At 47.5% G+C, this 24,607-nt stretch carries 16 protein-coding genes and 1 tRNA gene; 11 read left to right on the top strand and 6 right to left on the bottom strand.

Features of this window, described 5'->3' with window-relative positions:
- Positions 1-8: 8 nt before the first annotated feature.
- A tRNA-Val gene (locus RIF36_RS09690) sits at positions 9-83 on the bottom strand.
- A gap of 256 nt (positions 84-339) precedes the next feature.
- On the opposite strand from RIF36_RS09690, the gene RIF36_RS09685 reads away from it, so the two are divergent.
- Complete coding sequence (locus tag RIF36_RS09685; RefSeq protein ID WP_350120571.1) at positions 340-2,805, top strand: AsmA family protein; 2,466 nt, start codon at positions 340-342, stop codon at positions 2,803-2,805.
- A gap of 46 nt (positions 2,806-2,851) precedes the next feature.
- Here RIF36_RS09685 and RIF36_RS09680 read toward each other — a convergent pair whose 3' ends face one another.
- The 3 genes from RIF36_RS09680 to RIF36_RS09670 all read right to left on the bottom strand — a co-directional run bounded on the left by RIF36_RS09680 (position 2,852) and on the right by RIF36_RS09670 (position 7,589).
- Positions 2,852-4,396, bottom strand: coding sequence for an N-acyl-D-amino-acid deacylase family protein (locus RIF36_RS09680; protein ID WP_350120574.1), 1,545 nt, complete (start codon positions 4,394-4,396; stop codon positions 2,852-2,854).
- Between the two features lie 44 nt (positions 4,397-4,440).
- Positions 4,441-4,893: a hypothetical protein gene (locus tag RIF36_RS09675; RefSeq protein ID WP_350097148.1), complete on the bottom strand. Its 453-nt coding sequence runs from the start codon at positions 4,891-4,893 to the stop codon at positions 4,441-4,443.
- A gap of 104 nt (positions 4,894-4,997) precedes the next feature.
- The gene (locus RIF36_RS09670) at positions 4,998-7,589 is read right to left on the bottom strand and encodes a tetratricopeptide repeat-containing sensor histidine kinase (RefSeq protein ID WP_350120577.1); all 2,592 of its coding nucleotides are present in this window, start codon (positions 7,587-7,589) and stop codon (positions 4,998-5,000) included.
- A 191-nt stretch (positions 7,590-7,780) separates the two neighbouring features.
- On the opposite strand from RIF36_RS09670, the gene RIF36_RS09665 reads away from it, so the two are divergent.
- From RIF36_RS09665 to RIF36_RS09640, 6 genes are all read left to right on the top strand, one after another.
- Positions 7,781-9,196, top strand: a complete 1,416-nt coding sequence (locus tag RIF36_RS09665; RefSeq protein WP_350120580.1) for a sugar MFS transporter — start codon at positions 7,781-7,783, stop codon at positions 9,194-9,196.
- Positions 9,197-9,288: 92 nt separating this feature from the next.
- Positions 9,289-10,623 (top strand): Gfo/Idh/MocA family protein, encoded by a 1,335-nt coding sequence (locus tag RIF36_RS09660; RefSeq protein ID WP_350120583.1) that lies wholly within the window; start codon positions 9,289-9,291, stop codon positions 10,621-10,623.
- A 23-nt stretch (positions 10,624-10,646) separates the two neighbouring features.
- Complete coding sequence (locus RIF36_RS09655; protein ID WP_350120585.1) at positions 10,647-11,666, top strand: Gfo/Idh/MocA family protein; 1,020 nt, start codon at positions 10,647-10,649, stop codon at positions 11,664-11,666.
- Between the two features lie 37 nt (positions 11,667-11,703).
- Positions 11,704-13,176 carry a sodium:solute symporter family protein gene (locus tag RIF36_RS09650; protein ID WP_350120587.1) on the top strand — a complete coding sequence of 491 codons (1,473 nt, stop codon included), beginning with the start codon at positions 11,704-11,706 and terminating at the stop codon, positions 13,174-13,176.
- Positions 13,166-13,912: a glucosamine-6-phosphate deaminase gene (locus RIF36_RS09645; RefSeq protein ID WP_350120589.1), complete on the top strand. Its 747-nt coding sequence runs from the start codon at positions 13,166-13,168 to the stop codon at positions 13,910-13,912. Before RIF36_RS09650 ends, RIF36_RS09645 begins: the two co-directional genes overlap by 11 nt.
- Positions 13,909-15,054, top strand: coding sequence for an N-acetylglucosamine-6-phosphate deacetylase (locus RIF36_RS09640; protein ID WP_350120592.1), 1,146 nt, complete (start codon positions 13,909-13,911; stop codon positions 15,052-15,054). The genes RIF36_RS09645 and RIF36_RS09640 overlap by 4 nt, the downstream gene beginning before the upstream one ends.
- A 53-nt stretch (positions 15,055-15,107) precedes the next feature.
- Here RIF36_RS09640 and RIF36_RS09635 read toward each other — a convergent pair whose 3' ends face one another.
- A complete protein-coding gene (locus tag RIF36_RS09635) occupies positions 15,108-18,074 on the bottom strand; it encodes a M16 family metallopeptidase (RefSeq protein ID WP_350120595.1) in 2,967 nt (988 codons plus the stop codon).
- A gap of 234 nt (positions 18,075-18,308) precedes the next feature.
- On the opposite strand from RIF36_RS09635, the gene trkA reads away from it, so the two are divergent.
- From trkA to RIF36_RS09615, 4 genes are all read left to right on the top strand, one after another.
- Positions 18,309-19,649, top strand: coding sequence for a Trk system potassium transporter TrkA (gene trkA / locus RIF36_RS09630; protein WP_350073720.1), 1,341 nt, complete (start codon positions 18,309-18,311; stop codon positions 19,647-19,649).
- Positions 19,646-21,106, top strand: a complete 1,461-nt coding sequence (locus RIF36_RS09625) for a TrkH family potassium uptake protein (RefSeq protein ID WP_350120598.1) — start codon at positions 19,646-19,648, stop codon at positions 21,104-21,106. Before trkA ends, RIF36_RS09625 begins: the two co-directional genes overlap by 4 nt.
- 15 nt (positions 21,107-21,121) lie before the next feature.
- Positions 21,122-22,201, top strand: coding sequence for a prolipoprotein diacylglyceryl transferase (locus tag RIF36_RS09620; protein WP_350120601.1), 1,080 nt, complete (start codon positions 21,122-21,124; stop codon positions 22,199-22,201).
- Between the two features lie 135 nt (positions 22,202-22,336).
- Positions 22,337-23,713 carry an AGE family epimerase/isomerase gene (locus tag RIF36_RS09615; RefSeq protein ID WP_350120604.1) on the top strand — a complete coding sequence of 459 codons (1,377 nt, stop codon included), beginning with the start codon at positions 22,337-22,339 and terminating at the stop codon, positions 23,711-23,713.
- A gap of 67 nt (positions 23,714-23,780) precedes the next feature.
- Here the strand turns inward: RIF36_RS09615 and RIF36_RS09610 are convergent, their stop codons facing one another.
- Positions 23,781-24,548, bottom strand: coding sequence for a DUF6503 family protein (locus RIF36_RS09610; protein WP_350120607.1), 768 nt, complete (start codon positions 24,546-24,548; stop codon positions 23,781-23,783).
- Between the last annotated feature and the right edge of the window lie 59 nt (positions 24,549-24,607).

Genomic DNA, 24,607 nt, shown 5'->3' with positions numbered 1-24,607 from the left:
CCTTTTAGTGGGCCCACAAGGATTCGAACCTTGGACCCCCTGCTTGTAAGGCAGGTGCTCTGAACCAGCTGAGCTATGAGCCCCACTATTTATTATTCTCACATTCATGGTCTTTGACCCTCCCGACCCGAAAGTCGGGATGCTCTGAACCAGCTGAGCTATGAGCCCCTTTTCAAAAAAGCTGTTGTTTTCACAACCTGCTTCCAGGTTAGGGAGTGCAAATGTAGTACCCTTTTGTATTTTTGCAAATAGGTTAATAAAAAATATTTCTTAGCTCATAAAATTTATATCCTCAGCGTTGTATCGTAGAAACGCCTTTGATTTGTTTAATTTTATCCTGTGAAAATTCCACGGCTAGCCGCACTGATACTTACCGGAGTAATTGCTTTTGTCACTGCCACGCTATTGGCATGCCTGCTGTATATTCAAATCAACCGTGATGAGTTTATTCAATACTTTCTCGACAACGTAAATGAGAGACTCACCACCCCGGTTAAAGTAGGGCACATAGACATTTCCTATTGGGACAGCTTTCCCAACATATCCATTGTCTTGCAAAAGGTTGAGGCAGGCACACCCGAACACCCACTGGTAAGCATCGGGCGGTTGTCATTTAGTTTTCACCTTTGGAACTTCCTTGACAAAAATTATCATATTCGTCAACTCAATGTAGAAAAAGCTGAAATCAACTTACTCATAGACGAGAACGGCATCAGGAATTTTGATGTGTTTAAGAAGAAAGTAGTGGATGAGGAGTCTCCCCAGCTAACTATTGGCAAACTGAGAATTTCCAACAGCAAGGTTCGCTATGAAGACCGACCTGCTGAGCTACTAAGCTATTGGGAGTTCAGCCAGGCGCACTTCGATATCCAATCCATCAATAGCCCTCAGGTTTTCTCGGGCCATTGGAAAGGCACCAATCTGAAAACGGTTTACCAGGGCTTCTCCTACCTGGAACGACGGCTCCTGGAAATAGAACTTCTGGGAGTTAGGATCGACAAAGGCCATCTGACCGAGATCAAGTCCTGGGAACTAAAGGAAACCAACCACAACCTGACCGGCAAGCTAACCTCATCAAGCCCAGACGAACTGCTACTGGAGTGGGCTGGCAGCACAAAGTCCCTGGCAGATTTGCTTGGTAACATACCCGCTGGATGGCCGACTAACTGGCCCAGCTACGGCCTGGATGGCGAGGCGACATTCAATGGAAGCTACACCAAACAAAATGGGAGGCCAACCCTGGACACTGACTTTAGCGGGCAGCATGTCCGGTTCCTTTACCCGAGCCGCCAGCTAACTTTTGCTGACTTTAGTTTGGATGGTCAACTGATAACGAACCTTCAGTCGGAAGGCACGAGTCTGCAACTGCAAAACCTATCGGGGACGATGAACAGCTTTCCCCTGAAAGGCAACGCCACCATCACCAACATGGCCACCATGCACACCAGGGCCGAACTGGAGGGCAATTTGGCACTGGCACAGTTTGAAAAAATCGTGCCCGATTGGGGCATCAAAAGCGAAAGCGGCACGCTGAGCTACCTGCTTGGCTTTGAGGGAAAGCTGGATGAAAAAGCGACAGGGGATTGGCTGATAGATGGGGAAACAACTATCCAGGATGCTACCTTTTCGTGGCAAAGCTACCCGCTGTTGTTCCGGGAGTGGAGTGGCATTTTACTTTTCAACGACCGTGACGTTGCATTTACAGAAACTACCGGCAAGCTGGGTAACAGCGATCTGCGGATCAATGGGCTGCTGCGAAACTTTCATTTTTTCTATGAGGAGAAAAACAACTTGCTACTGGTAGAAGGCAAGGTGTCAGCCAACAGACTGGATCTGAATGAACTGCTAGCCAATAAAAACACCTCTAACGGAGACGGCGGAGCTTATTCGCTTACAGTGAGCCCAAGGCTACGTGTGAAACTAACAGCTGAGGCTGAAACGGTGGTTTTTGACCGGTTTACTGGCAAAAATGTGAATGCAGAAGTGCTTATTCAAAACCGGCAGGTATATGTGAAAAAACTTGATTTCTCCACCATGGGTGGCGACATCAAGCTTACAGGTAACTTGTCCGACCAACCCGGGGACACCCTGCTCACCTACTTCTCAGGGGAGGTAAAAAACCTCTACATCGACAGCGTGTTCCACGTTTTTCATGACTTCGGACAAACCTGGATTCAAAGCAAGCACATCAAGGGGCAGCTCTTTGCCGACTTTGATGTCGACATGGCCGTTCACAACAACCTCAGCTTTATGTCTGACCTGTTCAGGGCACGCATCAATGCCAGGGGCGTTAACGGTCAACTCATAGATTTCGCCCCTATGCAAGAGCTTTCAAGACTTGTGAAAGAAGACAAACTAGGGCACCTGACCTTCGGAGAGCTCACCAATCAGTTCCTTATCGAAAACAGAAAGATCCTGATTCCAAGCATGGAGATTCGGTCAAACGTGTCAAACATAACGCTTAGCGGCACCCACACTTTCGATCAGCAAATCGACTACAGGCTGAAGGTTCCTTTATTCAACAGACAGCGCCGGCGTGACAACGATGAAAGCTTTGGTGCGATAGAAGAAGACGAAAGAGGGAATATCTACGCCCACGTGAAGATTGCCGGAACAACAGATGACTACAAAGTTAGCTACGACGCCCGAAGCGCCGCCAAAAGCCTGATCGAAAACATCAAAGAGGAAGGCAAAGTGCTGCTTCAGGAAATCAGGAAGGATCCGGCAAAAAAGCCCGGCACTTTACAGTTAAAGGAAGATGAGTTTTTCGAGTTTGAGGCTGACACCACAAAAAAAGGAAATTGACAGGAAGAACAACTCTACGGCAAATACGATATTAAGCAAACAGCAACTACTCCCTTCTCAAAAGTTTTCCATTTCGGCTTTCCACAAACTCTCCATTGCTTCTCGCCAACTTGCCATTGACCAAAACAAAATCGAAACCCTCGGTAAGGTGATGCGGATGCTGAAAATCGGCCTTTACCTTGATTTTAGCCGGGTCGAAAATTGCTACATCAGCTTTGTAGCCCACCTTTAGCAGGCCCCTGCCTTTTAGCCCGATAATTTCAGCTGTTTGTCCACTCATTTTATGGATGACCTGTTCTATCGTGAAATAGTTACTCTGCACTGTATAAGCCTCTATCATTTTACCAAAGCTGCCATAGCCTCTCGGGTGCCTCATGCCAGGGCTGCCGTCGGACGACACCACCACATAGTCGCTTTTCATTAAAGCCACCTGCAGCGAATCGTCCATCACAAAGTAGGCCGCACTTGCTCCTCTGGGCCCAATATCATCAATGAGGATGTCTTCAAAGGGCTTTCCGAGCTCTTTTTCAAGATCAGCCAGCGTTTTTCCTGCATAGGGAGCTGTGCCGAAGAGGGTTGCAGCCGGCCCATTTCTTTGAGCAATCTTATTTCGCAGAAACTCCTCCAATTCACCCCTTCTCGCCTTTTTAACTAAGTTGAAATTGGCTGGAGGAATGGCCCAGTCGGGGAACACAATACCTATGCCTGTGAAACTGGCCATGTATGGGTAAACATCAGCACTTACCCTGTAGCCAAGCGATTCATACTTCGCAAGAATGGAAGTAATTTCCACGGCTCTTTTTGTACCCTCTCCGTATACCGACTTGAGGTGAGACACATGCACCTGAGCCCATTGACCAAGGCCCAAAAACTCATCTAAAGAGGCTTCCAGCTTGTCGTTGTCCTCGTTGCGAATGTGAGCCATCAATACGCCCTGGTAACTGCCCACTATTTTTGCCAGCGCCTGCAACTCTTTTTCTCCCGAATACCGGCCCGGCACATACTCCAGCCCCATTGTCAGTCCAAAGCTACCCAACCGAAGTTGGTGATCCAGTTCCTCAGCCATCACGGCCATGTCTGCCTCACTTATTTCCTCTTCAAACGGTGCTTCTATCTCTACTCGCAATGAACCATGGCCAGTGAACGGAGCAATATTAAGTGCTGGCCTGACACTGTCGACGGAAGCCTGCCATGCACCAAATTCTCCTTTTGAGTCACTTGAGCCATCCTGCCCCAGGCAAATAGTAGTAACTCCCTGCGCAAGAAAGTTGTAAAACTGAGGCGTTTTGATCGGATCACCGTGCGCATGAGCGTCGATAAACCCAGGCGCAACCACCTTGCCGTTGGCATCTATCTCGAGCGTGGCAGTGCTGGTGGAATCGACCTCACCAATAAAAGCAATGGTGTCGGACTGAATGATGACCGACGCTGGATACCCTGGCTTGCCCGACCCATCCACAACCAGGCCATTTCTTATGATGACGTCAAACTTGTACAGCTCCCGGAGATTTTCGGGCAATGGGCTTCTGGTGGCACACGAGGACAACGCAGCGCATGCAAAAAAAAGTGGCCACTTCTCTTTAAATTTCATTTTTCGTGACGGTCAAACTTCATCGAAGGAAGAATAGGCCAGGCTTAGAACCGGAATAACCGAGCCGACTCTGACCAGGGGATTCGAGAAAGAATCAGTATCAATGCGATACCGAAAAATATGGTCTGGAGCTTGAATTTCTTCTTATCAACCGAAGTTTTCTTCACTCGGATGCTTCCAATTTGGGCTACAATCACGGCCACTATCATGATCGAGATATGCTCAACGGCCCAATATCTCACAGCACCCACTTTCATGGCGATCTTCATATTCTCCATTGCTGTAGTAGTGATAGGGCTATACACGAAATAAAGCAGCAACCCAATCAGCAGCTGAAGGTGAAGTGTTCCAATCAAAGAGGTTGTCAGTGTCTTGTCCTTTTTTAAGTATTCCTTGCCTCCATTCATCCCACCAAGGGAGTTAAAGAGCACTACAGCAAAAAGAATGAGGGTGACCCAACGAAGCCAGGAGTGAGTAAAAAGAAGTATTTCGTACATTATTCGAGTTATTTAGCGGAAAGGTAATTACTATTTGCCTATAGATCAAAAAAGTAGTGTGTTGCAGTGACGGCCAGGGCACGCAACACAGGCTTCCAGATCATTTAGGCCGACACTGCCTGCTCGGAGTCCACGCAGTCTGGAATTTCGACAATAAATCTGCTCCCCTTATCGAAAGCTGTTTCTACGTGCACAGTGGCAGATAGCTTCTCAGCGGCCTTCGAAACGATATAGAGACCAAGGCCATTCCCCTTTGACTTCTCGGTCGCTTTGAAGTACATGGCAAAAATGTTCATTTTATGGTCGTCGGGAATTCCATGGCCATTGTCTTCAACTTCAATAACCAGGCTGTCTCCCTTCAGGTAAGCATTGACTTTTACATACGGTTCCGATCTGCTGGAGAAATTCAAGGCATTCTCAATAAGGTTGTCCATAATGATTGAAACAAGTACAGGATACGTGGTAATGGGCCCTTCCACCTGAACATTTAGGATAACGTCAACACCCAAATCCTTTATTTCCTGCGCATGTTTTTCGAGGCAATTTTCAACAAGGTCCCGCACAATCACATTTTTATAGGACAACTCCATTGCACCTATGTCAGATATCGACTGCAACTTATACAGCATCTTGTCCAGGTTTTCGGCAGTCACCCTCACCATTTTGAACAATTCGATGGCTTGCTCGTCTTTGACAGTAATTTTGGCAACATCGGCCAGGCCCATCAGCGTTGTAAGTGGCCTTCTAAAGTCGTGTGATGACCTGTAGAAAAAAGTATCTAACTCGGCATAGGCTGCCCTGAGTTGACTTGTGCGATCATTCACTTTTCGCTCCAGCGTATTATTTGCCTCCAACACCGTGAGGTTTGCCTCTTTCAGCTGGCTGTTGGCCAACGCCAGGCTCTTTTGTACATGATTCAGCTTTCGATATAAGTGTATCATTATCGCCACAAACACAGAGACGATTGCCAGAAAAAAGACAGCGACATAAATCTGTAATTTCTGGTCTTGTATTTCGGTATTTTGCAGGAGCAACAAATCCTCGTGCATTTGTCGTTGATTTTTCAATGCCGCAATCTCGCTTTCTTTCTGTTTTAGGTTATACGTTGCCTGCAATACGGCAATCTTCGCCGAACTTTTGTCTGAGAAGATGCTGTCAGTAAGTATCTCATATTCTTTCCTGTAAGTTAAAGCCGATTTGAAGTCCCCTTTTGCTTCATGTAGCTGTGAATACAAAAGATAGCTGGCTCTTAGCGACAACCTGGACGCTGATCTGTCATCCATCCTGGTCGCCTTTTCAAGAAAATTCTCAGCCTCGTCAAAACGGCCCAATTTTATCAATAGCTTGGCAATTTGCTGATAGTAATTGGAGAAACTCAAAGCATTGTTTATCGGAGTGACAAGTTCGATCGCTTGCAATAGTTGCTTCAGCGCCCTTTCGTTTTCTCCCAGCTCTTCAAACACAAGTGCCTCGTTGTAAAGAGTTGCCACAATCCCCCTTGCGTAATTGATTTCCCTTCGCAGCGCCAAAGCCAGCCTGAACTGCCCGATGGCTTCCGGAAACTTCTTTTGAAGAAAATAAATAAGCCCCTGCGTGTTATGAACATAGGCAACGCCGTATTTGCTGCCAATTCTTTCATTTATCTCCATCGAGCGTTCTACAAAATCAAGCGCCAAATCCAGCTTTCGCTCTTCCTTGAACACCCAGGCGATTTCGATCAGGATATTGGCTGTCTCGGCATCCAAACCAATTGACTCACTGAGGCTGAGGGCCTTAAAATAATAGTCAAGTGCAAGATCAAAATCCGTCAACTGAAAATAGATCAACCCAGCCTGATACAAAATTTGCACCTGCTGCGCTGGGTAGTTGTAAACCTTGGTGATTTCCAATGCATCCCTGATATTCTCAAGCGCCTCTGGATAATTCCCTCTGTCATAAAAAAAATCCGCTTGCCGAAGCATGCACTTAATTCTGAAGTAGTTGTCGTTGAAGGATTCAGCAATGGAGCACATTTGGTCAAACGCCTGATGCGACTCATCTAGTTTGAGAAGGTTGTTTTGGGCCTCGCCATACAATGTCAGTAACTCCATATTTCTGAAGTCCTGTATGGAATCAGAAATCAACGACCTGGCGCTGTCGAGGAAAAGTAGTGCTCTGCTGTTCTCCCATTTTCTTAACGATATCCTGGCAAACCCCAGGTAGGCTCTGGGTAGCCAATATGAATTGGTGCTTTTCGCTTTGGCCAGCATTTTGTCAAATACAATTTCAGCTGAATCATATTTCGCCAATACTGTAAGGCACTCTCCAATCAGCGCCGAGGCGTAGAGGTCCATTTCACGGCTGCTTTCATCTTGAATTTCCTGCGACTCTCTGAATTTAAAAAGCGCTGAATCGTAAACAGCCCGACCGTAAAACCCAATGCCCTGCAAAAGAACAGCATACTTTAAACCTGCCTGATAATCTATTTTTCTACTAAGACGGGCTGCACTATCTGCGTAGGAGTTTGCGATTGTGTCATTGGAGTCAAAGTAGCTATATGATATCTCATTCATCAAATCGACCCTCTTTCGATTGTCGGTTTCAATCCTTAGCTTTTCAGTCAAATCCCTTCTCAAATCGTTGGGAGCAACAATTGCCTGGACAATGAAACTTTGTACAAGTAGACCTACAACAGCAAGGTATTTAGATCGGATCAAGATGGTTCAAGGTGATGAATGGATTGTATAATTTATCCAAAAAATATCAATTTTAAAAGTAAATGAATGACAAATGCCCCGATATGATGTCTTATCATAACGTGGATTAATTTCAGCTCGCCTACATTAGATAAACTTCTGAGCAAAACAGTATATTAGCCCACTTTTGCAATACCTAACAAACTACCATAGTGGCTTCAATCTCCTTAAATTCTACTTCAGGCACATCTCAGGGAGCATCCTCCGGCGGCCAGATACAGGCTCAAATCTCACTGTTCTCACTGTTCTTTATGTGGGGTTTCATTACCTGTCTCAATGATATTCTCGTCCCATATCTCAGAGGGGTCTTTACACTCAATAATTTTCAAGGTGCGTTAGTCCAGTTTGCTTTTTTTGGAGCATACTTTCTTGGGGCATTTATTTATTTTGTCTTTTCGGTTGGGTTTGGAGACCCGATTAATCGTATTGGTTACAAGAATGGAATCATCATTGGCCTGATCGTAGCTGGAGTTGGTTGCTTTCTGTTCTATCCGGCAGCGATATTTCTTCAGTATGGCTTATTTCTCGGCGCTTTATTCTGCCTGGGGTTAGGGCTAACGATGCTTCAAATTGCGGCCAATCCATATGTCGCTTTGCTGGGGAGACCGGAGTCTGCCAGCAGTCGGCTGAACCTTGCACAGGGTTTCAACTCCTTTGGAACAACAATCGCACCCGTCATCGGCGGATTCTTTATCTTTCAGTACTTTGTAACGGACGCCTCAGCTGGAGAAGTAGCTGTTAAGATTCCCTATGTGGTGCTGGCCAGTCTTTTCTGGCTGCTAGCTGTTATCATTTTCTTTATCAAACTACCAAAATTTGCCAATGAGGACGTGATCGAAAAAGGAGCCAAAGTGCTTGGATTCAGTCATTTGAGAGGCGGCATATTTGCTATATTTTGTTATGTGGGTGCCGAGGTTGCCATAGGAACTTTCTTAATCAACTTTATGGGATTAGAAAACATCACCGGAATGGAGGAAGGGGCTGCCAGCAAATTCCTTTCCTTTTACTGGGGTGGCGCCATGATCGGCCGGTTTATGGGTGCTATCATGATGAGTGACAAGTCAACGGCTGGAAAAAAGCTGATAGGTATGTTTGCCCTTGGCGTAGCAGGCTATGCCATAGTGTCACTTATCGCCGGTGTTGATTTCATCGACTCCCTGCCCTATCTGGCTGGCTTGGCACTAAACTATGTGATTTTTATGATTTTTGGGGCTCATCCCAACAAGGTGCTGGCGGCCTTCTCGCTGGCGGCAATTGTACTACTTTTGATTGCGGTGTTCATGAACGGCGCCATTTCAATGTGGGTACTACTCTTCATTGGCCTTTTCAACTCTATCATGTGGTCCAACATTTTCACCCTGGCCATCAAGGATTTAGGTCGATACACCAGTCAGGGCTCTTCTCTCCTAGTAATGGCCATATTGGGAGGAGCCCTTGTTCCGCCTTTGCAAGGGATTTTGGCTGATCAATATGGGATGCAGGCATCATTTCTCCTTCCTATCGTTTGCTACATCTACCTGTTCTACTATGGATGGAAGGGCTATGAGGTAAAACAAAAGGCCACCTGAGCCTACTTTGCATGGCCAACTGCTTGATAAACGGCCATGATTTTGGATGACCTTTTCAGTATATTGTTGACATCTACTAATACTACAATGTTATGTCAGCAAATCAGAACAGAAGAGACTTCCTGAAAAAAACCACGGCAGCCAGTGTTGGCATTGGCTTGCTGGGCAGCCACGGCTACAACGCCTTTAGTACACCCGCCAGCGACAAGCTTGTGGTTGGCATTATGGGTGTCAACTCAAGGGGCTCTGCGCTGGCGACGGGGTTCACCAAAACACCAGGGATAGAAGTCGCCTACATCTGCGATGTGGACGATAATGCCATGGCCAATGGGCTGAAGGCCGTGGCAGACGCTGGCCAGAAGAAAGCTCCCAAGGCTGTCAAAGATTTCCGGAAAGTGCTCGACGATAAAGGTGTGGATGCATTGGTCATTGCAGCCCCCGACCACTGGCATGCACCAGCCTCACTACTGGCACTAAGTGCGGGGAAAAATGTTTACGTAGAAAAGCCCGGAAGCCACAACCCCTATGAGGGAGAAATGGTCGCTTCGGCCTCCATGAAATATGGCAAGGTTGTGAAAATGGGCAACCAGCGACGGTCGTGGCCTTTTGTGGCTGAGGCTCTTGGAGAACTCAAAAACGGCATTATTGGCAATGTGTACCTGGCGAAAGGCTGGTATGCCAACACCCGGGCATCTATTGGCTACGGAAAGGCGGTGGCAGTTCCTGCTGGCCTCGACTTCGACATGTGGCAGGGCCCGGCACCACGAATGCCATACAAAGATAACCTCATTCACTACAACTGGCACTGGTTCTGGCACTGGGGCACTGGTGAGCTGCTGAACAATGGCACCCACTTTGTCGATTTGTGCCGCCTGGGTCTTGGCGTAGAATTTCCGGCCAAGGTTAGCTCGCAGGGCGGCCGGTATGCCTACAAAGACGACTGGCAAACGCCGGACACGCAAATGACGCTGTGGGACTTCGCCGACAATAAAACCATCTCCTGGGAAGGGAGAAGCTGCAACGGCCACCGGCTTGAAGGCGCCTCCACAGGTGTTTCCTTCCATGGAGAAAATGGCACACTGGTGATTGACGGTAACAGCTATGTGGTGTATGACAATCAGGACAAGCTCGTGAAGAAAGCAAGCGCCGAAAATACAGGCAAACCATTGGACGCTACAGGCCCCGGCTTCGACCTGGATGCTGACCATATCGCTGACTTCTACAAATCCATCAAGGAAGGAAAAACGCCTGTTTCAGATTATAAAGATTCCAGAAAAAGTGTTTTACTCTGCCACCTTGGCAATATTTCCCAAAGGGTGGGCCGGTCGTTGAACTGCAATTCTGAAAACGGAAATGTGATCGGCGACGATGAAGCCATGGCGCTGTGGAAACGCAGCTATGAGCCAGGCTGGGAACCAAAAGTTTAACTTTTACAAAAGACTTCCTTTTTATGATACCCTTCAATAGAAGAACATTTTTAAAGAAATCGGCCGTGGCGGGAGTCGGGTTTGGCATTTTGGCTAACGAGGCTTCCGCCCGGAGTTTGTTCCAGGCAAAACCAGTGCGGGTTGGTATTATCGGCCTCGACACCTCGCACAGTGTGGCCTTTACCAAATTGCTCAACGACCCGGAGGTGGTCGACGACCTGGCTGGTTACAGGGTAGTGGCAGCTTACCCCCATGGCAGCGCCGACATTGAATCGAGTGTGAGCCGCATTCCAGGATACATTGAAGATGTGAAGAAGCTGGGGGTAGAAATCACCAGCTCCATCAAAGAGCTACTTGATAAAACCGATGTCATTCTGCTTGAAACCAATGATGGGAGGCTACACCTTGAGCAGGCCAGGCAAGTAATCAAGGCGAAAAAGCCTATGTTCGTTGACAAGCCAGTGGCAGCCTCACTAAAAGATTGCGTCACCATTTACAAAGAAGCTGCCGCAGCCGGAGTTCCCATCTTCTCAGCCTCCTCACTTCGCTATATGAAAGACGCCAATGAGGCCAGAGAAGGGAAGCTCGTGGGCAAGGTACAAGGTGCAGACACTTACAGCCCGGCACATTTGGAGCCTCACCATCCCGACTTCTTCTGGTACGGCATTCACGGAGTGGAATCGCTTTTTACCGTGATGGGAGCAGGCTGCAAAGAAGTGACCAGGACGCAAACACCCGACACAGACATTGTGGTTGGTGTGTGGAACGACAACCGGATTGGAACATTCAGGGGTATGCGCAAGGAGAAAACAGGTTATGGAGGTACTGTCTTCGGCGAGAATGGCATTGCGCCAGTTGGGCCTTACGATGGCTACCGGCCCCTGCTGGTGGAAGTCATCAAGTTCTTAAAAACAGGGAAAGCACCGGTTAGCCCAGAGGAAACCCTGGAGATATACGCCTTTATGGAAGCTGCCGATGAGAGCAAACGACGTGGTGGCAGCAAGGTGACCCTGGCGGAAGTAATGGACAAAGCGAGAGGTTGATGACAACAGAATTCTTTTACCCTAACCAACCGCTACTTTGCAACTAAGCACTCCTGATTTTATCGTAATCGGCTTACTCTTCGTGCTTATGTTGGTGATCGGCCTGTGGTCGATGACCAGGAACAAAACAGCCGAAGACTACTTCGTGGCCAGTGGACAGCTACCCTGGTGGCTGTCGGGCATTTCCCATCACGTTTCGGGCTACAGCGGCGCAGTATTTGTAGCATACGCCAGCCTTGCCTACACGCACGGGTTCTCTATTTATGTGTGGTGGGCCTTTACCATCGGCATCACCGTCCTTCTAAGTGCAAGGCTATTTCCCGTCCTCTGGGTTCGGCTGCGAAAACGTCTGCAAATACAGTCACCGCTGGAATACCTCACTGTTCGCTACAACCTCCTCACCCAACAAATCATGGCCTGGAGCGGGGTACTGTTAAAGCTATTTGATGTGGGTGCCAAGTGGACAGCCATCGCTGTGTTGCTTAATGTATTTACGGGGCTTCCGCTCATTTATGGCATTCTCATTTCCGGAGGTGTTTCTCTCATTTACGTCACGTTCGGCGGTCTATGGGCCGTAATTATTACGGACTTCGCTCAGTTTATCGTGCAAATTTTAGCTGGTCTCATTATGCTGGTCATGGTTGTTCGGCACCTGGGAGGATGGAATGAGATTCTCACCTTTTGGAACGAACTGCCAGAAGGCAACAGTCAGCCTTTCAACAGTCCATATACCGTTGGGTTTGCACTGGCTTTTCTCTGCATCAATTTCCTCAGCTACAATGGCGGTACCTGGAACCTCGCCACCCGCTACATTTCATCGCCAAATGAAACCCAAGCCAAAAGAGCGGCCTACCTGTCCGGTAGCCTCTACCTGATCTGGCCTTTGATTCTATTCCTCCCTATGTGGGCGGCCCCTCTTATTTTGCCGGGACTAGAAGACCCAACCCAGTCGTATGGGCTGCTGACGTTGAAACTACTGCCCGCAGGCCTGGTCGGCTTGGTGGTGGCATCTCTTTTTGCCAATACAATGACGATGACTTCCTCCGACATCAACACCATTTCGGCGGTGCTCACGAGAGACATACTGCCCGTGCTGTCGAAAAGGCTGAAAGAAAAGCGCACCTCGCTGGTGGTGGCCAGAGCAACCACCTTCATCTTCACGCTGATGACACTGGTGGTGGCCTCCCAAAACGAACGCTTTGGAGGCGTGTTTGGTCTTATTGTCACCTGGTTTGGTGCTTTGGTAGGGCCTATTGCCGTGCCCATGCTGTTTGGTATGTTGCCTATGTTCAGGCACTGCGGGCCACTGGCTGCGATTGGGTCAATTGCGGCGGGTTTTGTCACTTTCATTGCCACCAAGAACATTGAAATTACCAGCCTGGCACTTGCTGTGGCCTTGCCATTGATTGTATCTTTATTCGTGTTTATCGGCCTCGGGCTGCTGAACCGGAGCAAACCGGTTTCTGAAGCCGTAAGCGGTCTGCTAAAATCATTGGAGCATGAAGGTTAAAGTATGCAAAGATAGAAGGGAGATGGGGGTTGCTGCGGGGAAGGCAGTAGAACAAGAGATACTAAACCTGTTAAAAAAACAAGGCGAAGTGCGGATGATATTTGCCGCTGCTCCTTCACAAAATGAGGTGCTCGACTTTCTGAAAGAGAGTGAATTTATTCCGTGGCAAAAGGTGGTGGCTTTCCACATGGATGAGTACGTAGGGCTGCCTGCCGGGTCGCCGCAGTCTTTTGGCTACTATCTGAAGAGCCATTTGTTTGATCATGTCCCATTAAAGCAAATCAACCTCCTCGACGGAAACGGCGGGGACAATGAAGTTGAAAGATACGCTCAGCTTTTGACCGAAAAGCCTATCGACATCATCTGTCTGGGCATAGGAGAAAACGGCCACATTGCCTTCAACGACCCACCTGTTGCGGATTTTAACGACCCTGAAACAGTGAAGGTGGTAGAGTTGGATGTTCCCTGTCGTCAGCAGCAGGTCAACGACGGGTGTTTCCCATCTTTCGACGCCGTGCCTACGCATGCACTTACGCTTACTATTTCCACACTAATGGCTGGAAAGAGCTTGTTTTGCGTAGTGCCAGGTAAAAACAAAAGAGCGGCCGTTGCAGCTACCCTTCATGGCCCCATTGCCACCACCTGCCCCGCTTCGATCCTGAGAAAGCACGGCGGCTGCCATCTCTTTCTTGATCCTGATTCATTTGGAGAAAGTTATATTCCAATTAACCGATGAAAGAAGCGTCATTTATAGAAGCTATCGACTGCCTTAATGGTCGCCACGTAAAAGTGAATGCCACCAACGGAATATCGGCTTTATCAAAATCACATTCCCTGTCTGACCAGGTTTTGTTTGTGGGCCCCGGCCTTGTGGATCTTCAGGTAAACGGCGTTAACGGCATCGACTTCAATGATACCTCTCTGACCGCAGACGATCTTTGGAATGCAGCTAAATACCTATTGAGCCACGGCGTAACCACTTTCTTCCCTACTATCATTACCAATTCCGACGAAAACATCTGCCAGCTGCTGGCCACCATCAACGAAGCCTGCCGTCAACATGACTTGCTTGGCCAGTGCGTTGCTGGCATCCATCTTGAAGGGCCTTTCATTTCGAAAGAAGAGGGGGCCAGAGGTGCACATAATAAAAAATATGTGAAAGCACCGGACTGGGAGCTGTTCATGCGGTTTCAGAAAGCTGCCGGCAACCGGATCAAGATGATTACCCTTTCCCCTGAGTGGGACAACTCGGCAGCGTTTATTTCCAGCGCAGTAAAAAGTAGAGTGCTGGTGTCAATAGGTCATAGCCTGGCTTCCCCACAACAAATTCAAAAAGCAGTTGCTGCCGGGGCCACCTTGTCAACGCATATCGGCAATGCGGTTCCACTTATGCTACCGAGGCACCCCAATATTATTTGGGAGCAACTGGCTCAGGAAGGGCTTTATGCCAGCATTATCGCCGATGGTTTCCACCTCCCTGATAGTTTCATGAAAGTCGTTATCAAGGCAAAAGGCAAGAACTGCTTTTTAGTGAGCGATGCCACCCTATTTACTGGCATGAAGCCTAGTGTTTACAACACTCATATTGGTGGCCAGGTGAAGCTCGAACCTAATGGTCGACTGAGTATGGAGGGTGGAAACGGACTGCTTGCAGGTGCCGCCATGACATTGCTTCAGAATGTGGAATGCCTGGTAACACATCAAGTGGCAAGCTTAAGCCAGGCCTGGAAAATGGCATCGGTCATTCCAGACAGTTTGATGAACACCTACAGAGAGCCCAACAAACTAGCTTGGGAAGACGCTGTCATCTTTACTTTTGAAGAAAAGATAAGTGTTCAAAAGGTCTACAAGTGCGGAGCATTGGCTTTTGAAACGTAAAAAAACGGAGCTCCCGACCTGGCTGGGCGAAAGCTCCGGCAATCAATAATGCTTTACTGAATATTAATCTTCTCTACCTTGTCGTAGCCAAATAGCTCTTCCAGGGTCAACTGCTTCACTTCACCGTATTGCTGAAGACCCTTGAAGTCGATCTTGTCCTTGTCGCCCAGCACCATCATGTTATACTTCTTTCCTTTCACATATTGCTTCTGAAAGGCGACGACATCCTCCATGGTCATGGTCGGAATCTTTTCGTAAATATCCTGTCTGATATCATGATCCAGCCCCATATCTCTGGCACTCTCGTAATTAAAAAGCTTGCTCCCACGAGTAATTCGTTCGCTCTCGATTTGGCTCATGATTGACTTTTTTGCAGTTGCCAAACCATTTTCTGATGCTGGAAGGTTTTCAATAATATTTAGCAAAGCTGGCACAGCTTGGTTTTGCTTGTCGGCTTGTGTGCCTATGTAAGCAAAGAAGTGATCGCTTTTGCCTTGTTCATCAGCGGTTGAATAATTGGCCCAAACGGAATAGGCCAGACCTTGTGCCTCTCTTATCTCCTGAAAAACAATAGAGCCCATGTTACCTCCGAAATACTCATTGTAGAGCTCTGTTTCCGGCATTAGCTGCACGTCAAATTCCTCGCCTTTTGTCAGGAACAGAATTTCTTCCTGCACCATGTCGTAGTCGGCCCAGAAAACTTTTGGCTTGTCAACCTCCTGCTTGGCGAATTCCTTTGGCTCCGGAAGCGGCAACATGGTTTCTGGCAAAGTATGCCTGGTGTTCAATATATTCACAAGCCTTTTCGAATCTACTGGCCCGTAATACAACACCTTGTGTGTCGTCTTGGTGAAGTTTTTGGTGAGGCCAAGCAGTTCCTCCGAATTGAGGTTCATCAGTTCAGTATTGGACACCACGTTGGTAAATGGCGACTGATCCCCGTAAAGTCCGTAGTTCATTAGCCCGCTGAAAAGTATGGCTGATTTGTTCTTTTTCTGATCTTCTCTTTCTTTCAGTATCCTGTCTTTCAGTTTGGCCAGCGCCTCCTCGTCCGGCTGGGCGTTGGCGAGCAAGTCTTCGAAGATTTCCATCGCCTTTTCCATGTGTTCAGAAAGCCCTGTAAGCATTACATAGCTTTCCTCAGCCGAAGAAAATACTGAGAAGCTGCAACCGAGTTTGAAAAGCTCCTTCTGGATTTCTTCAGCAGAATGAGTTGGCGTACCAACAAACTCAAGGTAGTCAACAGCTACTTTTATTTTCGGGTCGATATTCGTACCAAAGTTTGCCTTATAGTACAAGTCGAACAAATCGTTCTCATCATTGCGGGTATAGAGCACCTCCAGGTCATTTTTCATTGTCAGCTTTTCAATGTCTTTGTCGTAGTCCACGAACAACGGCTTCAACTTTGGCGGTTCGTTGTTGATAATTGCTTCATGAAAAGGAGACTTGGCTTCCCGGTTCAGTTCCACCTTTGTGATCTCAGGTTTTTCCACCTGCTGCGCATTCGGGTCTTTACCCGTCCGTTTGTAAACAAGCGCATAGTTGTCACCAAAATTAGCTTTGGCGTAAGCCATCACATCTTCTTTTGTCACTTTCGACATCCGGTCGAACTCCGACACAAAGTCGCCCCAGGGCATGTTGCCAGTGAAAGCCACCACCAGGTCGTTGGATCGTGCCCAATTGTACTGGTACTGATTGAGCTGGTTCTTTTTCAGGTCGTTCACTACAGCCGAAATCAGCCAGTCGTCGAAGTTGCCTGTCTTAATTTTCTCAAGCTCTTCCAGAAAAAGGTCACGGAGCTGATCCAGTGTTTGGCCGTCTTTGGGGCTGGCCATCAGCACCTGCATGCTATAATCATTCATGTCGTACACGAAGGTGGACGCCTCCAGTACTTTTTGTTGTTTCACAAGATCAAGGTCTACCAGACCAGCCTGGCTGTTGCTGAGCATATTATCTATTAACCTCACCATCACATAGTCTTTACTAGATCTGCCGGGTAATCGAAAACCCATCATGATGCGTTCCGCATCTGGCCCCAACACCTCAGTTACAATTGGTGCTGTGAGAGGCGCTTCCTGCACAGGCTTCCATGTCGGTAGCGTTTCATTGGCCTTCCAGCTTCCAAAGTATTTGTCGATCAATGCAATGGTGGCATCGAAATCCAGATCGCCACTTAGGCAAATGCCCACGTTGTTGGGCACATAATACTTATAGAAATAGTTTTTGATCTCAGTAATGGATGGATTCTTGAGGTGATCGATGGTGCCAATCACTGTTTGGGTACCGTAAGGATGCTCTTTGAACAAAGCACTCAGCATTGCCTCAAATCCCTTCCAGATGTCGCTGTCGAGGCTGCGGTTTTTCTCCTCATACACTGCTTCTAATTCTGTATGAAACAGGCGATTGACAATCATCTGAAATCTGTTAGACTCAATTTTCAGCCAGTTTTCCAGCTGATTGGCAGGTATGTCGTTAATGTAAACTGTGCGGTCATTAGTCGTATAAGCATTGGTGCCCTTGGCTCCGATACCGGAAACCATCTTATCATATTCATTGGCTATCGCATATTTAGATGCTTCAATCGACACCTGGTCAATGATACTGTAATGCTTTTTGCGTTCATCCGGGTCAGAAATTTCTTTGTATTGGTTGAAAAGTGCTTCCACACTGTCGACCAGCACGCTCTCGGTTTCCCAGTCTTGTGTGCCAAAGGTGGCTGTGCCCTTGAACATCATATGCTCCAGATAGTGGGCCAGGCCAGTATTGTCAGCTGGATCGTTTTTACCACCAGCTTTCACGGCTATGGCTGTTTGAATGCGAGGCTCATTTTTGTAATCGCTCAAATAGACTTTGAGCCCATTGCTCAGGGTATAAATCCTTGTTTTTAAAGGGTCGCCATCAACGTATTCATACGTGAAGCCGCCGCTTTCCGCCTTTTTTAATTCGTAATTTGTTTCCTTGTTTTGCGTGCAAGCCGCCAGGGCCAACAGGCAAATAATAATTCCAAGCTTGGTTTTCATGGATTTTTGTTTGGTTAATGAATGAGTATTTGAGTGTAGAGTCTTCTGAAAAAAGTAATTTTTGTTACGTGTTAAACCATGAAGATAATATTTTCCGAACTATTATTAGCCAATTAATGTCCCGTATGGATCAGTTCGCTCTGGCTCAAATGTGCCGTGTTAACAATCTGAAGGTTTTACACAGGCTATGGTTTATTTTCTATATTTGCAGTCACTTTTTGATCAGAGTATCAAATGAGAATAATAATAGCAGGGGCAGGAGACGTAGGATTTCACTTAGCAAAGCTGCTCGCCTACGAAGAACAAGATATCATTCTGATTGATCTTGACCAGGAAAAACTAAAGTATGCTGCCAACCATTTGGACGTGGCAACTATCAGGGGAAGTTCGACATCCTATAGCGTTTTACTGGATGCGAACATAAGCAAGGCAGACCTTTTGATTTCGGTTACTTCCAATGAGGAAACCAATATTGCCACATGCATTATTGGCAAAAACCTCGGTGCCAAGCGCACTGTTGCCAGGATCAGCAACATAGAGTTTCTTCTCGGCAAAGATATCCTCGACCTCAAAACAATAGGCATTGACGAAATCATTTCTCCCGAATCGTTAGCCGCAAAAGAAATTAAACGACTCCTTCGTGAGTCAGCCCTCACCGACACATTCGACTTCGACAACGGCCTGCTTTCGCTGGTCGGTATCACGATCGATGACAATGGGGAGCTGGCTGAAAAAACGCTCAGCGAAACCGCTTACCTCAACCCCGACAATAGCTTCACCACGGTGGCCATTTTGAGGAACAACGAGACCATCATCCCTCATGGCGAAAATTCGTTCAAGGCCAATGACCACGCCTATTTCATTGCTCAACCCGACGGCGTCGACAGAGTGATGGATCTTTCAGGGAAAAAGAGAACAGACATCAAGAATATCATGATACTTGGCGGTTCCAAAGTAGGCATCAACACCGCCAGGCGCCTTTCTAAAAAGTATAATATCAAGCTGATTGAGCAGGACAAGGAGAAGTGCTTTGAGCTGGCCGACATGCTACCCGACACCCTGATCATCAATGGCGACGGACGTGATATCGACTTGCTGATGGAAGAAGGCATCACCGATATGGATGCTTTCATTGCAGTAACAGGAAACTCAGAAACCAATATTATTTCTTGCCTTGTGGCCAAAAACCACGGCGTGAATAAGACCATTGCCCTGGTAGAAAACATCGATTATATCCACCTTTCACAGAATATCGGCGTGGATACGATGATCAACAAGAAGCTGATCGCTGCCAACTTCATTTTCCGGTACATTAGAAAAGGAGAAGTGCTCAACCTAACGAGTATTCACGGCGTGGATGCGGAAATACTGGAGTTTGAAGTAAAGCCGGAAAGCAAGATATTAGCAGATGAATTGCGCAATCTTGACTTTCCTAAGTCTGCCGTTGTGGGTGGCGTGATCAGGAGAGGGAGAGGACACACAGTGAGAGGTTCTTTCCGTTTCGAGCCAAAAGATCGGGTTGTCGTTTTGATTCGCCCCGAATGTCTTCATAAAGTAGAAAGTTTCTTTAAATGAGATTCAATGTACCGGTGATGGCGAATATCCTGAGCGTTTTGCTCATTATGAATGGGATATTGATGCTACTCTGTATTCCGATTTCCCTTTCTTACAACGAGGGTGACCTACCGGGAATTTCGCTTGCCAGCGCCATCACACTTGGCACCGGCTTTATGATGTGGTTTTCGACCCGAAAGATCAAAGACAAAGAACTAAAAAAACGAGACGGATATCTAATAGTAACACTTGGTTGGTTTTTGATGTCCCTTTTTGGCTCCCTCCCCTACATCCTCAGCGGTGCCATTCCCAATTTCACCAATGCCTTCTTTGAAACTATCTCGGGCTACTCTACCACAGGCGCCTCCATTCTCACTGACATTGAGTCGGTACACAAAGGCATTCTTTTCTGGCGAAGCCTCACTCAGTGGATCGGTGGCATGGGAATTATTGTGCTGGCGGTAGCCGTGTTGCCAATACTGGGCATCGGTGGTATGCAGCTATTTGTAGCGGAAGCTCCGGGCATTTCTCCCGACAAACTACAACCCCGCATCAAGGAAACTGCCAAACGTCTTTGGCTGATTTACATCGGACTTACCGGCATAGAAACAGTGTTGCTTTGGATAGGTGGCATGACCTTCTACGATGCTATCAACCACGCCCTGACAACCATGGCCACTGGTGGATTTTCTACCAAAAACGCCAGTATCGCCTACTACACTTCACCTTTTATACAGTATGTGATCATTGTGTTCATGTTTTTGGCAGGTACCAATTTCACCATGACGTACTTTATTTTTAAAGGATACTTCAAAAAGGTTTTTTCCAACGAAGAGTTTAAATACTACGTGCTGTTTTGCTCTTTCAATGCGCTCCTGGTGGCACTCACCATCTATTTTGTCAGTGATTCCTCTTTTGAAAAATCCTTTCGTGACGGACTCTTTCAGGTGGTGTCGGTGGTGACAACCACTGGCTATGTATCAGCGGACTATACCTCATGGACACCGTTTCTCACCGTGCTCTTCTTTGTGCTAATGTTCTTCGGCGCCTCGGCTGGTTCCACGGCTGGCGGAGTGAAAATTGTGCGCCATGTGATTCTTTTCAAGAACAGCGTGCTTGAGCTAAAAAGGCAGATTCACCCGTCGGCAGTGATTCCGGTGCGATTCAATAAAAAGGCTATAACCAGGGACATTACCTTTAATATCCTTGCCTTTATCATGATCTACATCAGCGTGTTTGGCGTTGGCTCGGTAGTCATTGCCGCCACCGGCGTCGACTTCATGACGGCCATTGGCTCTGTGGCCACCTGCCTGGGTAATATCGGCCCGGGCTTGGGTACCGTTGGGCCGGTCGACAATTTCGCTCATCTGCCCGTCGTTGCTAAGTGGATACTTTCCTTTTTAATGCTTGTGGGCAGGTTGGAATTGTTTACTGTTCTTATGTTATTTACGCCCTACTTCTGGAGAAAACACAGTTAAATCAACGTCAAAAGAATGCTATCATACCTTATTTGGAATCCCGATCCCGCAATTTTTAATATTGGAAGTTTTGATGTGCGCTGGTACGGATTGCTTTTCGCACTCGGCTTCATTGTAAGCCAGCAGGTGATGTACAAAGTGTTCAAGGCTGACGGCCGGGATGAAAAGGAAGTAGATACGCTTACCCTTTACATGGTAGTGGCGACGATAGTTGGTGCCAGACTGGGCCATGTGTTCTTTTATGACCCGATTGAGTATTTAAGTGACCCCATCAGAATTTTATATATCAGAGAAGGCGGACTTGCCAGCCACGGCGGGGCTATCGGTATTTTCATCGCCTTGTGGCTGTTTGCCAGAAAAATGAAGGGCATGTCGTACTATTGGATCCTCGATAGAGTGGCCATTGTAACGGCATTAACAGGTGCCTTTATCCGGTTCGGCAACTTTACCAATTCCGAAATTCTTGGCGAGCCGACTGATTCCAATTACGGTGTTGTGTTTGCTACTCCTGCGGCAGATTTCCTCAAACAATATATCGTGCGGTCTGAGGAAATAGACATCAGTCGCACGACCAAGATCACCAGCGATGTGCCCGGCAGAGCACCCATCGACGTGCTGGTGAAATACAACGAAGTGCCGGTAGACGAAGAGGTAACCCATAGCTTCTACCAAACTAAAATGCCTACCATTCTCGGCAACTCCGCTTATCTGGGCGAATACATTTGGCACAATCCCGGCGACGGTCTGAAATACGAACTCTACAAAGCCAATGGCACCACTTATGCTGAATTCTACACCTATGGCATTGTACGGCATCCGGCTCAGCTTTATGAGTCCATTTTCTGCGTGTTTCTCACCATATTCCTCTACTATCTCTGGAGTAAGAAGAGAGCTAAAATGCCTGAAGGACTCCTTTTCGGCATATTCATGACGCTGCTCTTTACGTCCCGCTTTCTCATCGAATTCGTAAAAGTGTGGCAGGAAGAATTCAACAATCCACTACCTATCAACATGGGACAGATATTGTCTATCCCAATGATACTGGCTGGACTGATAATTATTTGGAGCGTGACCAGGAAGAAGAAACTGGCCTAGTATCCTCATCCTGAACCAAGGTCTCATTTTCCGATCCGCCTGACTATCGTCCGGCGGTGTATAATGCTTTTCAGGTGCGCACATATGCGCAATAGTCTTAGTATATTCACCTACCTAAGCAATACCCTGACTACTATGAAAATGAAATTCCATCTTCCCAAAGCGCTGTTCGCTCCATTTGTATGGCTCCTATGCGTGTATTCCTGTTCTTCCCCTGACCCTATCCAAAAAGAAAAACTTGAAATTGCTGATGCAATGGAGAAGTCGCTCACTACCGAGCTGCTCGACAAATGGTACCCCATGGATGTCGACAACGAAGATGGCGGGTTCTTGAGTAGCCTTACCTATGATTTTAAGCCCGGAGAAAATCAGGACAAAATGATTGTAACGCAGGCCCGCCATGTATGGACCAATGCCAAGGCTTTTCAGCGCTACCCTGAGAAAGCCTATTATAAAACAGGCGCCGAGCATGGTTTCAAATTTCTCCGTGACAAGATGTGGGACAAAGAAATGGGCGGTTTCTACCAGCTGGTAGACAAGCAGGGCAACCCCAAAACCATGGACAAAACGGCCTATGGCAATGCATTTGGCATCTACGGCCTGGCCGCCTACTATATGGCCACCAAAGACGAAGAAGGCCTGGAGCTGGCGAAGAAAGCTTTCTACTGGCTTGAAGAGCACAGCCACGACCCCGACAAGCTTGGCTACTTCCAGCATCTGGAGCGTGATGGAACGCCGGTGGTTCGACCCGACACCATCCCCTCCACCTCTGACCTGGGCTACAAAGACCAGAACAGCAGCATCCACCTGCTGGAGGCTATGACGGAGCTCTACCAGGTATGGCCCGACCCGTTGGTAAAGGAACGACTGGCTGAATTGCTTTATCTAATCAGGGACACCATCACCAACCCCAAAGGCTATCTGGTGCTATTCCTCACGCCTGACTGGCAGCCCGTTTCTTTCACGGATTCTACGGAAGAGGTAATCCTTCGCCATCACAACCTCGACCATGTTTCGTTTGGTCACGATGTGGAAACAGCCTTCCTGATGCTGGAAGCAGAACATGTGCTGGGCGTGCACGACGATCCAAAAACCCTGGCCATGGCTAAAACCATGGTCGATCATGCGCTGAGCATTGGCTGGGACAACGAGGTCGGCGGCTTTTACGACGAAGGCTACTACTTCAATGACGGCTTCCGCATTATCAGGGACACCAAAAACTGGTGGGCTCAGGCAGAAGGCCTCAATGCGCTGCTCATGATGTCGCAGCTATTTCCCGAAGATGAGCACCAGTACTATGAAAAATTCAAGCTATTGTGGTCATACGTTGACACCTACCTGATCGATCATGAAAATGGTGGCTGGTATTCTGGTGGCCTCGACAAGCAGCCCGACATGAAACCACGGGGCAAAGGCAATATCTGGAAATCTGCCTATCATAACTTCAGAGGCATGTCGAATTCGGTGGATATGTTGAGGGGGAAGAATCTGCTGGAATCAACGCAGCATTGAGATCAAACGGGCGCTTTTTCTAATAGCCCGGGGTTTAAACCCTGGGCTATTAAAAAAGCATTCACCATCACTTCAAACTCTCCAGCTTCTCATTCTCTATCCTGGACAGCTCTTTAAGCAAGCCCTTTTCAAGCTGGTCGTCCGTTTGGTGAACAGTAATTGTTGAATCAATCGGTGCGTAATTGATGTAATCCTGGAAAAGAATGCCGTCGACCGTCTGGCGATTATACGCCTCCCGGAAGCGGATGCCGGTTTCGTCGGTATTGTAGTAGTAAGCCAGATAATCCAGCTGATAGGTGTCCTTGTCGAACCAGTAAATGAAGACATCTTCGAAGTCCTTTCCGCCACCCTCCTGCTGGAAAGTGATCTGCACTTTGTGGTAAGACTTGCCTTTGATAGCCACCTCTCCAAGATATTTTTTTATCACTGCGGCGTCGTTGAGGCCGTAGGGAAGAAGAGCGAAATAGAGTACTGAGTTTACCGAGTTGGCATATTTGAACGCCCACTCGTCGGTAAGCTCCACCGTGTCGCCATCTACCGTGCGGGTAAGCTGTGTGCTGTTGACGAGAATATCTTCCACATAGCCAATGGAGTCCTGCCACGACCGGGTGTAGACATACCGGTCAGGAAATCGTTCTACTGTATAGTGCTTTTCCCGAAAGTCGAAACCAACTGCAACAGATTCATAGGCAGTACCTCCATGCTTTGCGATAGCATTGTCCACGACCTCCTGGGCCTTTGGATCGGCGTTGGACTGCGCTTGCTCAACTTTGGTGGAACATGAGGTGACATATAATGTGATGATCAGGCTGACGGTTAGTATGTTTCTTGACATTCTTTTTTCTTTCTTAACGGAAACGTTCCGGGTCAAATTTAGTTAAGTAGTTATAGTCT

Origin of the sequence: Imperialibacter sp. (assembly GCF_040222815.1) — a bacterium.
Classification (GTDB): domain Bacteria; phylum Bacteroidota; class Bacteroidia; order Cytophagales; family Cyclobacteriaceae; genus Imperialibacter.
Note: the sequence above shows the minus strand (reverse complement) of the source record. Positions and strands in the feature narration are given on the sequence as shown.